At 71.9% G+C, this 14,816-nt stretch carries 10 protein-coding genes and 1 pseudogene; 2 read left to right on the forward strand and 9 right to left on the reverse strand.

What is annotated here, in order from left to right:
• Window positions 1-10 precede the first annotated feature (10 nt).
• Window positions 11-1,663: a PucR family transcriptional regulator gene (locus OG956_RS09500; RefSeq protein WP_330337515.1), complete on the reverse strand. Its 1,653-nt coding sequence runs from the start codon at window positions 1,661-1,663 to the stop codon at window positions 11-13.
• Window positions 1,664-1,789: 126 nt separating this feature from the next.
• Window positions 1,790-3,916 carry an ATP-binding protein gene (locus OG956_RS09505; protein ID WP_330337516.1) on the reverse strand — a complete coding sequence of 709 codons (2,127 nt, stop codon included), beginning with the start codon at window positions 3,914-3,916 and terminating at the stop codon, window positions 1,790-1,792.
• A gap of 288 nt (window positions 3,917-4,204) precedes the next feature.
• Here OG956_RS09505 and gabT point away from each other — a divergent pair, with 288 nt between their 5' ends.
• A complete protein-coding gene (gene gabT, locus OG956_RS09510) occupies window positions 4,205-5,539 on the forward strand; it encodes a 4-aminobutyrate--2-oxoglutarate transaminase (RefSeq protein ID WP_330337517.1) in 1,335 nt (444 codons plus the stop codon).
• Between the two features lie 451 nt (window positions 5,540-5,990).
• Window positions 5,991-6,548, forward strand: a pseudogene (locus OG956_RS09515) (phosphatase PAP2 family protein); the annotation flags it as partial.
• Window positions 6,549-6,615: 67 nt separating this feature from the next.
• Here OG956_RS09515 and OG956_RS09520 read toward each other — a convergent pair.
• From OG956_RS09520 to OG956_RS09550, 7 genes are all read right to left on the reverse strand, one after another.
• Complete coding sequence (locus OG956_RS09520) at window positions 6,616-8,448, reverse strand: chitinase (protein ID WP_330337518.1); 1,833 nt, start codon at window positions 8,446-8,448, stop codon at window positions 6,616-6,618.
• 130 nt (window positions 8,449-8,578) lie between these two features.
• On the reverse strand, window positions 8,579-9,031 hold the full coding sequence (locus tag OG956_RS09525; protein WP_330337519.1) for a hypothetical protein: 453 nt from the start codon (window positions 9,029-9,031) through the stop codon (window positions 8,579-8,581).
• A 127-nt stretch (window positions 9,032-9,158) separates the two neighbouring features.
• A complete protein-coding gene (locus tag OG956_RS09530) occupies window positions 9,159-10,589 on the reverse strand; it encodes an NAD(P)/FAD-dependent oxidoreductase (RefSeq protein WP_330337520.1) in 1,431 nt (476 codons plus the stop codon).
• A 35-nt stretch (window positions 10,590-10,624) separates the two neighbouring features.
• The gene (locus tag OG956_RS09535; protein ID WP_330337521.1) at window positions 10,625-11,425 is read right to left on the reverse strand and encodes an ABC transporter permease; all 801 of its coding nucleotides are present in this window, start codon (window positions 11,423-11,425) and stop codon (window positions 10,625-10,627) included.
• Window positions 11,426-12,361: an ABC transporter permease gene (locus OG956_RS09540; RefSeq protein WP_330337522.1), complete on the reverse strand. Its 936-nt coding sequence runs from the start codon at window positions 12,359-12,361 to the stop codon at window positions 11,426-11,428.
• A complete protein-coding gene (locus OG956_RS09545) occupies window positions 12,361-13,521 on the reverse strand; it encodes an ABC transporter ATP-binding protein (protein WP_330337523.1) in 1,161 nt (386 codons plus the stop codon). The genes OG956_RS09540 and OG956_RS09545 overlap by 1 nt, the downstream gene beginning before the upstream one ends.
• Entirely contained in the window at window positions 13,518-14,765 is a 1,248-nt protein-coding gene (locus tag OG956_RS09550) for an ABC transporter substrate-binding protein (RefSeq protein WP_330337524.1), read from the reverse strand. Before OG956_RS09550 ends, OG956_RS09545 begins: the two co-directional genes overlap by 4 nt.
• Window positions 14,766-14,816: the final 51 nt, after the last annotated feature.

Genomic DNA, 14,816 nt, shown 5'->3' on the forward strand with positions numbered 1-14,816 from the left:
GGTGCCGGTCCTACTCGGTGCTGGTCGCCTTGAGCGCGAGCCACAGCTCCATCCGCACGTCCGGGTCGTCCAGGGACCGGCCCAGGATCTCCTCCACCCGCCGCATCCGGTAGCGCAGCGTGTGCCGGTGCACGCCCAGGTCCGCGGCGGCCGCGTCCCACTGCCCGTGCCGGGACAGCCACGCCCGCAGCGAGGCGACGAGGTCCCCGCGCCCGGTCGCGTCGTGCTCGCGCAACGCCCGCAGCAGCCCGTCCGCGAACGCCTTCACCGCGTCGTCGGCCAGCAGCGGCAGCACGGACCCCGCGGCCAGCTGCTCGTGCTCCACCAGGACCCGCCCCCGGCGCCGCGCCACCGACAGCGCCTGCTCGGCCTGCTTGTAGGCCGTCGCGGCGGCGATCGGCCCGGCCGGCGCGGACAGCCCGACGACCAGCTCCTCTTCGTCGCCGGCGGCCTGCTCGGGTGCGGCCCTGGCCGCCTCCAGCGCCGCCGCGTACCGCGTGCAGGCGGCCACCGCCGCGCCCCCGTCGGCGGCGAGCACCACCAGCCGCTCGCCCTCGGGCACGACCAGGACGGCCTCGCCGGAGCGCGCGGCGGCGGACTCCACGGTCTCGGTGAGCGCGCCGAGCGGATCCCCGCCCGTCCCGGCGCCGGTGCGCCCGGCGCCGCCCGGGGTGCGCGCGTGTCCCTGGGCGTCGCCGTGCGTCCGGGCGGCCGGCCCGGACACCGCCTCGGCGACGATCACCCGGAACGGCGCGTCGAGCAGCCCGCCGTACAGGTCGCCGGCGACGGCCCGGGCGTGGTCGGGCTCCCCGGCGAGGAGCATGCGCAGCACCGCCGCGCCGATGCGCTGTTCGGCCGCGTGCAGGGAGCGGGAGCGTTCGGTGGTGAGGGTGAGCAGGGCGATGGCGGAGTGCACGGCGTAGCGCTCGGCGGTGCCGAGGGGCGCGGCGGTGCCGACGGCGAGCGCGGCGCGCGGCCGCCGGCCCGTGCCCAGGGAGTGCAGCTCGACCCGGTCCTCGTGCTCGGGTCCGCCGACGACGGAGGAGGCGGGCGCCGGCCGCTCCCGCAGCCGCTCGACGTCCGCCGTCAGCCGGGCGGCACGCCGGCCGGCCCACTCGGGCGCGGCGGCGACGACCGCGCCGGAGGCGTCGTACAGCGCGGCCCACCCGTCGACCTGGGCCGCGAGCGCCCCGAGCAGGCCCTCGGGACCGGCGCCCAGGGCCTGCTTGGTCAGCTCGCGCTGGGCGGCGAAGCCCGCGGTGACGGCCCGGTACTGGTCGGCGGCGATCGCGGCGGAGACGGCCTTGCTGATGGCGAGGAAGGGGGTGCGGCGGGGCACCTCCAGCAGCGGCAGCCCTTCCTCCGCGCAGGCGTCGACGAGCGCGGCGGGGGTCTGCTCGTAGTTGACCCCCACGGCGAACCCGAGCCCGACGACACCCGCGCCGGCCAGCCGCTTCACGTACCGCCGCATGGCCTCGCGGTCCTCGGCGTCCAGCTTCAGCGCGGTGATCAGCAGCAGCTCGCCGCCCTCCATGTACGGCACGGGGTCGGCCAGCTCGCTGACGTGCGCCCAGCGGACGGGCACGTCGAGACGGTCCTCGCCCGCGCGCACGGTCAGCTTCAGCGCGGAGTGGTGGACGAGCGAGGCGAGGGTCAGGGGCATGGGGCCTTCACGGTGAGGGGTGATCCCGCCGGCCGGGGCGCCCGGCCGGCCGAACCGGTTCTTTGGCCGCGACGTATGAACGGCCTCCCTCGATTCTGCCTCACCGTACGATCCGGCGCCGCCCCCTCACCCCCGCAGATCCACCAGCAACGGCGGCGCGTGCTCCCCGCGCACACTCGTCAACGACACCACCGCATGCCCCGCCGGCACCCCATGAGCCAACTCGGACGCCGACCACCGCTCCCGCTCGACCTGACGGACGGTGACGGCCCGGGCGGTGGGCGCCTTTCCGGTGATGATCCGGCGCAGCATGTGCACGGCCTTGCCGGCCGGGGTCTCGGCGATGATCTGCCGGTCGGTGACGTCCCGGATCTCGGTCCACTCCTTGCCCCACACCTCGGCGAAGTCCTGCCCGTCCCAGGGGGTGAGGCCGGACAGCGCCATCCGGCAGCCGGTGGCGCCGAGCAGCGGGGTGCGCAGCGGCCGCGGCACGTCGTCCAGGGTGCGCAGGGTGAGCACCACTCCGGCGCCGGCCGAGCGGAGCCGCTGGATGCCGCGGACCGCCTCGGGGGTGACGGCGCCGGAGGCGTCGTCCAGGATCAGGCAGGCGAAGAGCGAGCGGTCCTCGCGCGCCGTCACGGCCGCCGTGAACTGCGCGAGCACCAGCCGGGTCAGGATCCGGGAGGCGTCGGCGTGTCCGCGCTGGGGCAGGTCGATGCGGACGCGCACCGGGTGGTCGAGGGCCTTGAGCGAGAACGGCCGGGTCTGTCCGGACGTGTCGAAGAAGGAGGCGAAGGCGGGCCGGTCGAGCAGCGCGATCCGGTCGGCGAGCACGGTGCCGGCGTCTCCCGGATGGGCCATCTGCCGCTCGCGGGCGTCGAGTTCCCTCAGCAGCCCGTCCTGTCCGGCGTCCGTGAGGGCCTTGCGCAGTGCGGCGAGCGGGCCGGGTGCGCCGTCGAGGAGCCGGCGCAGCTCGGGCACGGAGGGGAAACGGCCGTGGACGGCGTGGAAGGGGCCCAGCAGCTGGGCGAGGACCGTGGTGGAGCGGCGCCCGTCGCTGCCCGGGTGCGCGTCGACGAGGTCGCCGACGAGAGCCTCGGCCAGTATGGCGGCGGCCTCGTCCGGGTCGGTGGTGCCGCCGTAGAGGTCGAGGTCGTAGACGGAGTCCGGGTTGCCGATGCCCACGACGACGTCGTACGCCTCGGCCGGCCCGAGTCCGGCGCCCGCCGCGCCGACGACCACGACGGAGGCCCGCCCGGCCAGGGCGTGCAGGCACAGGGACTCGGCGAGCGGCCGTACCACGGTGCCGGTCTTCCCGGAGCCGGAGGGGCCGACCGCGAGCAGTGAGGTGCCGAGCAGCCCGGGGTCGAGGCCGAGGCCCGCGCCCCGGTACTGGTAGGGGTTGCGCGGATCGTCGGCGGCGGCGCCGAGCCGGACCTGGCCGGTGAGCAGGTCGTGAAGGGCGTGCCGGGCGGGCAGGTCGCGTGCGCCGGAGGGGTGCAGGCAGGCGGCGGAGCCGTCCTTGAGCACGGCGCCGGTGAAGGCGGCCAGGGTGTGCCGGCCCGAGCGCACGCCCTGCCAGGCCCGGCTGATCCGGGCGTGGTCGACGTCCCTCATGAGGCCCGCCCTCGCCTCGGCGGCCAGCCGGTCGGCTGCCTCGTGCGCGCCGGCCTGGCGCAGCTGGGGCCACTCGGCCGGGTCCTGTTCGGGAGCCGGCGGGCGCTCGGCCACCGGCGGGGTCTGGTGCCAGGCCGGCGGGCCGTAGCGGCGCCAGACCTCTCCCCAGCGGCCGATGCGCCCGACGACGAACAGGATGACCAGGGCGATGATCGTGTAGTAGCCGTACCAGAGGAAGGCGCGCGACACGCTGCTGTCGCTGTTGCGCCAGGAGTCGGGGACGAGCAGGTCCAGGGGCAGCACCCACCAGCTGCCGAGGTAGCCGTTCCACAGCAGGGACCAGACCAGCCAGCCGACGAGGAAGGCGATGAGCGCGCCGCTGATCAGCTGCCGGCCCGGGGTCTGCTCGGGTTCCTGCTGCGGCCGGGGCCGGTGCCCGAGGCGCCACACCCCGGGTGCCGCCTCCGGGCGGGGGGCGCGCAGCCAGGTGAGGAACGCGGAGCCGTCCGGTTTGGGTGGCACGCCGGGCGGTGTCTGTGGCATCGGGGGCACCGCAGGGCTCTCCTGTGGTGCGGTTGGGCGCGGTACGGGATGCGCATGCGTGCCGCGTGCGTCCCGCGTGCCGTCGCTGTCCATCGCCCTTGCCCCCTGACCAGCCGTTCCGTCCACCGTCAGCGAGCCAATCTAACGCCCCGGCAAGGGGAGTTCACCGCTTACGCGGCCGAGAACGCAGGCCGGCCGGGCGTACCCTTCCCACCCTGCTATGTCCACTCCGGACAACCGCCACCCCCGAAGACGCCCACATGGAGCATGCCCACCCCCCGCGCGCGGCCCTAGCCTGCGAAGAAAGACTGGTATGCGGCCGAAAAATCACCGCCCGGAATCCCGGGACCGCCCGGTACGCAAGATCTTCAGGGAGCCCTCATGAGCGCACTTCCGCAGGAGCGCCGCGTCGTCACCGCCATCCCCGGCCCGAAGTCGCAGGAGCTGCAGGCCCGCCGTACCGCCGCGGTCGCGCAGGGCGTGGGCTCGGTGCTGCCGGTGTTCACCGCGCGCGCGGGCGGCGGGATCATCGAGGACGTCGACGGCAACCGGCTCATCGACTTCGGGTCCGGTATCGCCGTGACCTCCGTCGGCGCCTCCGCCGAGGCCGTCGTACGCCGTGCCGCCGCCCAGCTCGCCGACTTCACCCACACCTGTTTCATGGTCACCCCGTACGAGGGGTACGTCGCGGTCGCCGAGGCGCTGGCCGAGCTGACCCCGGGTGACCACGCCAAGAAGTCGGCGCTGTTCAACTCCGGCGCCGAGGCCGTCGAGAACGCCGTGAAGATCGCGCGTGCCTACACCAAGCGGCAGGCCGTGGTGGTGTTCGACCACGGCTACCACGGGCGGACCAACCTCACGATGGCGCTCACCGCCAAGAACATGCCGTACAAGCACGGGTTCGGGCCGTTCGCGCCCGAGGTGTACCGGGTGCCGGTGGCGTACGGCTACCGCTGGCCGACCGGTGCGGAGAACGCCGGTCCGGAGGCCGCCGCGCAGGCCATCGACCAGATGACCAAGCAGGTCGGCCCGGACAACATCGCCGCGATCATCATCGAGCCGGTGCTGGGTGAGGGCGGCTTCATCGAGCCCGCGAAGGGCTTCCTGCCGGCCATCCGGCAGTTCGCCGCCGACAACGGGATCGTGTTCGTCGCGGACGAGATCCAGAGCGGCTTCTGCCGTACCGGGCAGTGGTTCGCCTGCGAGGACGAGGGCATCGTCCCGGACCTGATCACCACCGCCAAGGGCATCGCCGGCGGTCTTCCGCTCGCGGCCGTCACCGGGCGTGCCGAGATCATGGACGCCGCGCACGCCGGCGGGCTGGGCGGCACCTACGGCGGCAACCCGGTCGCGTGCGCCGGTGCGCTCGGCGCCATCGAGACCATGAAGGAGCTCGACCTCAACGGCAAGGCGAAGCGCATCGAGGAGATCATGAAGGGTCGCCTCATCGCCATGGCCGAGAAGTTCGACGTCATCGGCGACGTGCGCGGCCGCGGCGCGATGATCGCCATCGAGCTCGTGAAGGACCGTACGACCAAGGAGCCGAACCCGGAGGCCACCGCCGCGCTCGCCAAGGCCTGCCACGCCGAGGGCCTGCTGGTCCTCACCTGCGGCACCTACGGCAACGTGCTGCGTTTCCTGCCCCCGCTGGTGATCGGCGAGGACCTGCTGAACGAGGGCCTCGACATCATCGAGCAGGCCCTCGCCGGCATCTGAGCACCGCCGGGCGGGCGTTCGACGCCCATCTGAGCGAGCGCCCTCCCCTCTGAAAGGCGCCTGCGGCAGGCCGTGTGAAGAACGTGTGCGAGGTGGATGGCGGGACCCGATTCCGTCTGCCCAAGCGGCCCGGCCTGCCGTAGGTTCTACCCAGATGAGAGATACACCCCGCCCACAGGGGACTGTGGGCGATTTCGGGCCGAGGCCTCCCCAGCTTCGACCTGGTCGTGCCCTCGCGCACACAACCGGCGCCTGACGGCTCCGGGATCTCCTCACCGATCGGACGGTCGCCGCCCCAAACCCCCCGGGGCGAGCGACGTTCCGGTCCGGACGGCCGCCTCGGAACCACCCCCCCTGTTCCGGGGCGGCCGACCTCCTTCTTCTTCTCCCCCAGCCCGGCTTCGCCTCCCCGGAGCCGGGCAGACCGTATGTCGCCCGGTCACCGGGCCGAATGTCTGACAAGCTGGACGCCGTGTCCCGAGCAGTCCGCCTTGTCCCGTGCCTCTGCGTCCCGGCCGTGCTGTTCGCCCTGATCACCTGGCAGGTCGTGGCGCACGGCCCGTTGCTGGGTCTGGACGCGCGCCTCAGCCGGTCCCTCGTCCATCCGGACCGGTTCGGCGGGGCCCTGTCGGACCTGGGCGACATCGAGGTCGCCGTCCCGGTCCTCGTCGCGGCCGTGGGCTATGTCCTGTGGCGGGGCCGCACCGCCGGCACGCACCGGTGGTGGCTGCCGCCGCTGGCCGCGGCCGTGCTGGTGGCCCTGGTGCCGGCGATCGTCGTACCGCTGAAGGACTGGACCGCACGGCCGGGGACCCCCGTGGTGCCCCCGGCCGTCGGCTATTTCCCCTCCGGGCACACGGCCACGGCGGCCGTCGCCTACGGCTCGGCGACCCTGATCCTGCTGCCGTGGCTCCGCTCGGCCCTGGCCCGCCGCCTGCTGGTGGCCGGCTGCGCGCTGCTGGTCCTCGGGGTGTCGTACGGCCTGGTCCGGCACGGCTGGCACTGGCCGCTGGACGTGGTGGCCAGCTGGTGCCTGTCCACCATGCTGCTGACCGCCCTGTCCCTGGTGACGGGGTTCAGCCGAAGTACGCGTCGAACGTCTTCTGGAACTCCCAGTCCGAGTAACGGTCCCAGTTCACCGACCACGTCATCAGACCGCGCAGTGCGGGCCAGGTCCCGTGGGTCGCGTACGAGCCGCAGTTCGTCCGCTTCGTCAGGCAGTCCAGGGTCCTGGTGACCTCGGCGGGCGCCACGTAACCGTTGCCCGCGTTCGTGGACGCCGGCATGCCGATGGCGACCTGGTCGGGGCGCAGCGGCGGGAAGACGTTGCCGGGGTCGCCGGCGACCGGGAAGCCGGTGAGCAGCATGTCGGTCATGGCGATGTGGAAGTCGGCGCCGCCCATGGAGTGGTACTGGTTGTCCAGGCCCATGACCGGCCCGGAGTTGTAGTCCTGGACGTGCAGGAGCGTGAGGTCGTCGCGCAGGGCGTGGATGACCGGGAGGTACGCCCCGCAGCGCGGGTCCTGGCCGCCCCACTTGCCGGTGCCGTAGTACTGGTAGCCCATCTGCACGAAGAAGGTCTCCGGCGCCATCGAGAGCACGAAGCCGGTGCCGTACTTCGCCTTCAGGGTCTTCAGCGCCGAGATGAGGTTGACGATCGCCGGCGTGGTGGGGTTCTTGAAGTCCGTGTCGCCCGGGTCCAGGGACAGGGAGTGGCCCTCGAAGTCGATGTCGAGGCCGTCGAGGCCGTAGGTGTCGATGATGTCCGAGACCGAGGAGACGAAGGCGTCCCGGGCGGCGGCGGTGGTGAGCTGGACCTGGCCGTTCTGGCCGCCGATCGAGATCAGCACCTTCTTTCCGGCCGCCTGCTTGGCCTTGATCGCGGCCTTGAAGCCGGCGTCGCTCTCGGCGTTCGGGCACTCGGTGACCGGGCAGCGGTTGAAGCGGATGTCGCCGGAGGTGGGCGAGGTGGGCTCGCCGAAGGCGAGGTCGATGACGTCCCAGCTGTCGGGTACGTCGGCGAGGCGGGTGTAGCCGGAACCGTTGGCGAAGCTCGCGTGCAGGTAGCCGACGAGGGCGTGGGCGGGCAGGCCGGCGGAGCCGCCGCCGGTTCCGGTGCCGGCGCCGGTGGTGGCGGTCACCACCGCGGACTTCGCGGACTCGCCGGCGGCGTTGCTCGCGGTGACCTGGAAGCCGTAGGCCGTCGAGGGGTTCAGCCCGGTCACGGTGGCCGAGGTGCCGGTCACCGTCTGGGACCTGGTCCCGTCGCGGTAGACGGTGTAGCCGGTGGCGCCGGTGACCGGCGACCAGGAGAGGGTCACGGAGGACGAGGTGACGGCGGTGGTCTTCAGGCCGGTGGGCGCGGCGGGCGGCTGGCCGGCGCCGCTGCCGCCGGGGCCGGTGAGGGAGATGTCGTCGGCGTAGTAGGCGCCGGTCCCGTACCAGCCGTGGGTGTAGAGGGTGACCTCGGTGGTGGCGGCGCCGGTGGTGAAGGTGGTGGTCAGCCGCTGCCAGTCGGAGGCGGACGGGGTCCAGGCGGAGACGTCGGTGGTGCCGGTGCCGTTCACGCCGAGGTAGACGTAGGCGCCGCGGACGTAGCCGGACAGGGTGTACTGCGCGCCGGGCCGTACGGTCACCGTCTGCGCGCACTGGGCGTCGTCGCTGCCGGCCGGGGTCGCCTGGAGCGCGGAACTCCCGCTGTGCACGGGCGAGTTCACGGTCGTACCGGCGGTGCAGGTCCAGCCGGTCAGGCCGGACTCGAAGCCGCCGTCGGTCACGAGGTCCGCGTCGGCCGCGCGGGCGGCCGACGACAGTGCGGTGATGCCGGGCACGGCCAGCAGGACGGCCGTGAGCAGGGCGAGGACGGATCTGGGACGCCGTGTGCGCGGGGCGCGGGGGCTGCGGTCCACAAGGGCCTCCGGTGGTGGGGGAGTTGGAGGGTGGAGCGCACACAACTTGGTCCAGACCAATCCTGTTGTCAAGGCTTCCGGGCCCCGGCTGTCTCCCACTGCGGACGCCGGCCGTCGCCGCTTCCGGACGCTAGCCGTCCCCGCCTCCGGCCAGCCGCGCCGCCGCCTCGTGCATCGCCAGCTCCAGCAGCGCGGGGTCGGTCAGCGTGCCCGAGCCGTCCGGCGGCACCAGCCAGCGCACCTCCCGGGTCGCCCGGGCCGGGTGCGGTACGACGATCCAGGTGCCGGAGCCCGCGGTGCGCACGCCGGTGCCGACCCAGTGGGCGGCGGTGCCGGGCGGCACGAAGAACCCGACCCGGTGGTCGCCGAAGTCGACAAGTGCCGGGCCGGGCCGGTCGAGGACGCGGGTGAGCACGTCCAGGGTCGGATAGCCGAGGTCACCCGGCAGGATCAGCACGTCCCAGGCCCGGCCGGCGGGCAGCAGCGCGAGCCCGAGGGGGTTGCGCTCCCATTCCCAGCGGCACGCCTCGGGGTCCGGCGCGACGGATGCCAGCCACTCGACGGCCGTCTTCGCACCAGTCATCCGAAAGGCCTCCCTGTTCTCGTCCCGACCGTCCGGTGCGGTCGCCTCGGGAGGAGAGAGGGAGGCCGTCCGTGGGCATTACGCGGGTTCCGCGCCCCCTATGGAGTGATCTGAGTCACACCTCGGCTCAGCTGTCGAAGCCGAGGCCCAGCCGGTCCAGCGTGCGCAGCCACAGGTTCCTGCGGCCGCCGTGCGCGTCCGCGCGGGCCAGGGACCACCTGGTGAGCGCGATGCCGGTCCAGGCGAACGGCTCGGGCGGGAACGGCAGCGGCTTCGTGCGGACCATCTCCAGCTCCGTCCGCTCGTTGCGCTCCCCGCTCAGCAGGTCCAGCATCACGTCCGCCCCGAAGCGGGTCGCGCCCACGCCGAGCCCGGTGTACCCGGCCGCGTACGCGACCCGGCCCTGGTGCGCGGTGCCGAAGAACGCCGAGAAACGCGAGCAGGTGTCGATCGCGCCGCCCCAGGCGTGCGTGAAGCGGACGCCCTCCAGCTGCGGGAAGCACGTGAAGAAGTGTCCCGCGAGCTTGGCGTACGTCTCGGGCCGGTCGTCGTACTCGGCGCGCACCCGGCCGCCGTAGTGGTGGATCGCGTCGTAGCCGCCCCACAGGACGCGGTTGTCGGCGGACAGCCGGAAGTAGTGGAACTGGTTGGCGCTGTCGCCGAGTCCCTGTCTGTTCTTCCAGCCGATCGAGGCCAGCTGGCCGGCGCTGAGCGGCTCGGTCATCAGCGCGTAGTCGTAGACCGGCACGGTGTAGGAGCGCACACGGCGCAGCAGGTTCGGGAAGACGTTGGTGGCCAGGGCCACCTGGCGGGCGCGGACCGCGCCGTACGGGGTGCGTACGGCCATTCCGGCGCCGTACGGCTTCAGGGTGAGCGCGGGCGTGTGCTCGTACATGCGCACCCCGAGCTTCAGGCACGCCCTCTTCAGACCCCAGGCCAGCTTGGCCGGGTGCAGCATCGCCACGCCGTCGCGGTCCCACAGACCGGCCTGGAACGTCGGCGAGTTCACCTGCTCGCGCACCGCGTCGGCGTCCAGGAACTCGATGCCGTCCGCGAGGCCCCTGTCCTGCAGCTCCTTGTGCCAGTCGCGCAGTTCCCGGGCCTGGTAGGGCTCGGTGGCGACGTCGATCTCGCCGGTGCGCTCGAAGTCGCAGTCGATGCCGTGCCGGGCGAGGGCGGCCTCGATCTCGTCGAGGTTGCGCCGGCCCAGCTCCTCCAGTTTGTGGATCTCGCCGGGCCAGCGGGTCAGGCCGTTGGCCAGGCCGTGGGTGAGGGAGGCGGCGCAGAAGCCGCCGTTGCGGCCGGAGGCGGCCCAGCCCGCCTCGCGGCCTTCCAGCAGGACCACGTCCCGCCGCGGATCGCGCTCTTTCGCGTTCAGCGCGGTCCACAGCCCGCTGTAGCCGCCGCCGACGACCAGCAGGTCGCAGGTCTCGGCGGAGGTGAGGGCGGGCTCGGGGCGGGGCTTGCCGGGGTCTTCCAGCCAGTACGGGACCGGCTGGGCTTCGGAGAGAGAGGCGATCCAGGTGTCTGTGCCACGGCTCATGGCGCTCGGGGCCATGATTTCAACTCCCTACAGAGGACTGCTGAACAGGCCTATGCCTTCTGGCTGGTGCGGCGGTTGGTGACGAGCATCGAGAACAGCGTGATGAGGACGGCGACGAGGAACATGGCCGTACCGATCACGTTGATCTGCACGGGCGTGCCGCGCTGCGCCGAACCCCACACGAACATCGGGAAGGTGACGGTCGAACCGGCGTTGAAGTTCGTGATGATGAAGTCGTCGAAGGAGAGCGCGAACGACAGCAGCGCGCCCGCGGCGATGCCCGGCGCCGCGATGGGCAGGGTGACCCGCAGGAAGGTCTGCGCGGGGCCGGCGTACAGGTCCCGGGCGGCCTCCTCCAGGCGCGGGTCCATCGACATCACGCGCGCCTTGACCGCGGTGACGACGAAGCTGAGGCAGAACATGATGTGGGCGATGAGGATCGTCCAGAAGCCGAGCTGCGCGCCCATGTTGAGGAACAGGGTGAGCAGCGAGGCGGCCATGACGACCTCGGGCATCGCCATCGGCAGGAAGATCAGCGAGTTGACGGCGCCGCGGGCGCGGAAGCGGTAGCGGACCAGCGCGAAGGCGATCATCGTGCCGAGGACCGTGGCGCCGATCGTCGCCCAGACGGCGATCTGCAGGCTGACGGACAGCGAGCCGCACATGTCGGCGACGCCGCACGGCTTCTTCCAGGCGTCCACGGAGAACTGCTGCCACTCGTAGTTGAAGCGCCCCTTCGGCTTGTTGAAGGAGAACACGGTGACGACGACGTTGGGCAGCAGCAGGTAGGCGAGCGTCAGGAGGCCCGCGATGACGACGAGATGGCGCTTGAGCCAGGTGACGAAGGGCATTTAGACCAGATCCTCCGTCCCGGACCGGCGGATGTAGATCGTGACCATGGCCAGGATGGCGGCCATGAGGATGAAGGACAGGGCGGCGGCCGTCGGGTAGTCCAGGATCCGCAGGAACTGGGTCTGGATGACGTTGCCGATCATGCGGGTGTCGGTGGAGCCGAGGAGTTCGGCGTTGACGTAGTCGCCGGCCGCCGGGATGAAGGTCAGCAGCGTGCCGGAGACCACGCCCGGCATCGACAGCGGGAAGGTGACCTTGCGGAAGGTGGTCCAGGGCTTGGCGTACAGGTCGCCGGCCGCCTCGTGCAGCCGCGGGTCGATCCGCTCCAGCGAGGTGTACAGCGGAAGGATCATGAACGGCAGGAAGTTGTACGTCAGTCCGCACACCACCGCGAGCGGGGTGGCGAGGACGCGGTCGCCGGCCGTCCAGCCGAGCCAGCCGGTGAGGTCCAGGATATGCAGCGAGTTCAGCACGTGGACGACCGGGCCGTTGTCGGCGAGGATCGTCTTCCAGGCCAGGGTGCGGATCAGGAAGCTGGTGAAGAACGGCGCGATCACCAGGATCATGATCAGGTTCCGCCAGCGGCCCGCGCGGAACGCGATCAGATAGGCCAGCGGATAGCCCAGCAGCAGGCACAGGACCGTCGCGGCGGCCGCGTAGAACACCGACCGAAGGAACTGCGGCCAGTACTCGGACAGGGCGTCCCAGTAGGTGGCGACGTGCCAGGTGACCTTGTACCCCTCCTCCAGGGAGCCCGTCTGCACGGACGTGGAGGCCTGGTAGATCATCGGCAGCGCGAAGAAGACGAGCAGCCACAGGATGCCGGGCAGCAGCAGCCAGTACGGCGTGAACCGGCCGCGTCTGCGCGGGGGCCTGGCCTTCGGTGCGGTGGGCGCGAGCGGCGGGGGCGCCTCGGCTTCGGTGAGCGTCGACATCAGGCGGCCGCCTCTTCCTCGGTGCCCGCGTCGATGTCCTGCGCCGCGTCCAGGCCGAACGTGTGCGCCGGGCTCCAGTGCAGGACGACGTCGGCGCCGGGCACGAGCCGGCCGTCGCGCTCGATGTTCTGCACGTACACCGACAGCTCGTCGCAGGCCGGGCTGTCGATGACGTACTGGGTGGAGACGCCGATGAAACTCGCGTCGGCGATCTTCCCGGTGAGCCGGTTGCGTCCCTCGGGTATCGCGCCCGCGTCGTCGGCGTGCGTGAGCGAGATCTTCTCGGGGCGGATGCCGACCAGCACCTTGCCGCCGGGGGCCGTCGGGGCGGAACAGCGCGACTCGGGCAGCACCAGCTTGCCGCCGCCCGCCTTGAGCACGATGTCGTCGCCGCTCCTGGTGTCGACCTCGGCCTCGATGAGGTTGGAGGTGCCGAGGAAGTTCGCGACGAAGGTCGTGTTCGGGTTCTCGTACAGGTCGGTGGGCGAGCCGAGCTGCTCGACGCGGCCCGCGTTCATCACGGCGACCGTGTCGGCCATGGTCATGGCCTCCTCCTGGTCGTGCGTGACGTGGATGAAGGTGATGCCGACCTCGGTCTGGATCCGCTTGAGCTCCAGCTGCATCTGCCGGCGCAGCTTCAGGTCGAGGGCGCCGAGCGGCTCGTCGAGGAGGAGCACCTTCGGGTGGTTGATCAGCGCGCGGGCGACGGCCACGCGCTGCTGCTGGCCGCCGGAGAGCTGGTGCGGCTTCTTGCGCGCCTGCTCGCCGAGCTGGACGAGCTCCAGCATCTCCTCGACCTGCTTCTTCACGCTCTTGATGCCGCGCCGGCGCAGGCCGAAGGCGACGTTCTCGAAGACGTCGAGGTGAGGGAAGAGGGCGTAGGACTGGAAGACCGTGTTCACCGGCCGCTTGTACGGCGGCAGATGGGTGACGTCCTGGTCGCCGAGGCGCACGGTGCCGCCGGTCGGCTCCTCCAGGCCGGCGATCATGCGCAGGGTGGTGGTCTTGCCGCAGCCGGAGGCGCCGAGCAGGGCGAAGAAGGAGCCCTGCGGCACGGTCAGGTCCAGCGGGTGCACGGCGGTGAAGCCGTTGTCGTAGGTCTTGGAGATACCGGAGAGGCGGACGTCGCCGCTGTTGTCTGGTGTCGTCATCGTCGTCACGCCCCTGTGAGCTTCGAGAACTTCTGCTGGTAGGCCGTCTCTTCCTTCTGCGTCAGCGCGCGGAAGGCATGGGACTTCGCCTGCATGGCCTTGTCGGGAAGGATCAGCGGGTTGCTCGCCGCGGTTTTGTCGATCTTCGCGAGGTAGGGCGCCACTCCCGCGACGGGGCTCACGTAGTTGACGTACGCGGCGAGCTCGGCGGCCGGCTCGGGCTGGTAGTAGAAGTCGATGAGCCGCTCGGCGTTCGTCTTGTGGCGGGCCTTGTTGGGGATGAGCAGGTTGTCGGTCGACGTCATGTAGCCGCTGTCGGGGATGACGTAGCCGACGTGCGGGTTGTCCGCCTGGAGCTGGACGATGTCGCCGCCCCAGGCGACACAGGCGGCGAAGTCGCCCTTGGTGAGGTCCGAGGTGTAGTCGTTGCCGGTGAAGCGGCGGATCTGGCCCTTGTCGACGGCCTTCTGGAGGCGGGCGATCACCGCGTCGAAGTCGTCGTCGGTGAACTTCGCCGGGTCCTTGCCCATGTCGAGCATGGTCATGCCGATGCTGTCGCGCATCTCGGTCAGGAAGCCGACGCGGCCCTTGAGCCTGGGGTTGTCGAGCAGGTCGGAGATCGACTTGACCTCGATGCCGTCGAGCGCCTTCTTGTTGTAGGCGATGACGGTGGAGATGCCCTGCCAGGGGTAGGAGTAGGCGCGGCCGGGGTCCCAGTCGGGGGCGCGGAACTGGTCCGACAGGTTGGCGAAGGCGTGCGGCAGGTTGGACGCGTCGAGCTTCTGCACATACCCGAGGCGGATCATCCGGGCGGCCAGCCAGTCGGTGAGGACGATCAGGTCGCGGCCGGTGTCGTGGCCGGCGGCGAGCTCCGGCTGGATCTTGCCGAAGAACTCGTCGTTGTCGTTGATGTCCTCGGTGTACTTGACCTGGATGCCGGTCTGCCTGGCGAACGCGTCGAGCGTGGGATGCCGTTTGGTCTTGTCGTCCACGTCGACGTACTCGGGCCAGTTGGAGAAGTTGACGACCTTCTCCTTGGCCGAGTGGTCGTCGGCGGACACGCCGCCCTGCGTCTTGTCCGCCGCGGGGATGCCGCAGGCGCTCAGCGCCCCGAGTCCGCCGACGGTGAGCGCGCCGCCCGCGGAGGCGCGCAGCAGCGACCGGCGGGTGAGCGCGGCCCGGCCGGTGCGCAGGCTGCGCCGTATGGCGGCGGTTTCGACCGGGTTCAGGCGGTCGGGCTCGTAACTCTCCATGCGCGTGGTGCCCTTTCGGGAGGGTTGGTGGTCGGCCTGGTCGAGGGCCGG

Origin of the sequence: Streptomyces sp. NBC_00557 (assembly GCF_036345995.1) — a bacterium.
Lineage (GTDB): Bacteria > Actinomycetota > Actinomycetes > Streptomycetales > Streptomycetaceae > Streptomyces.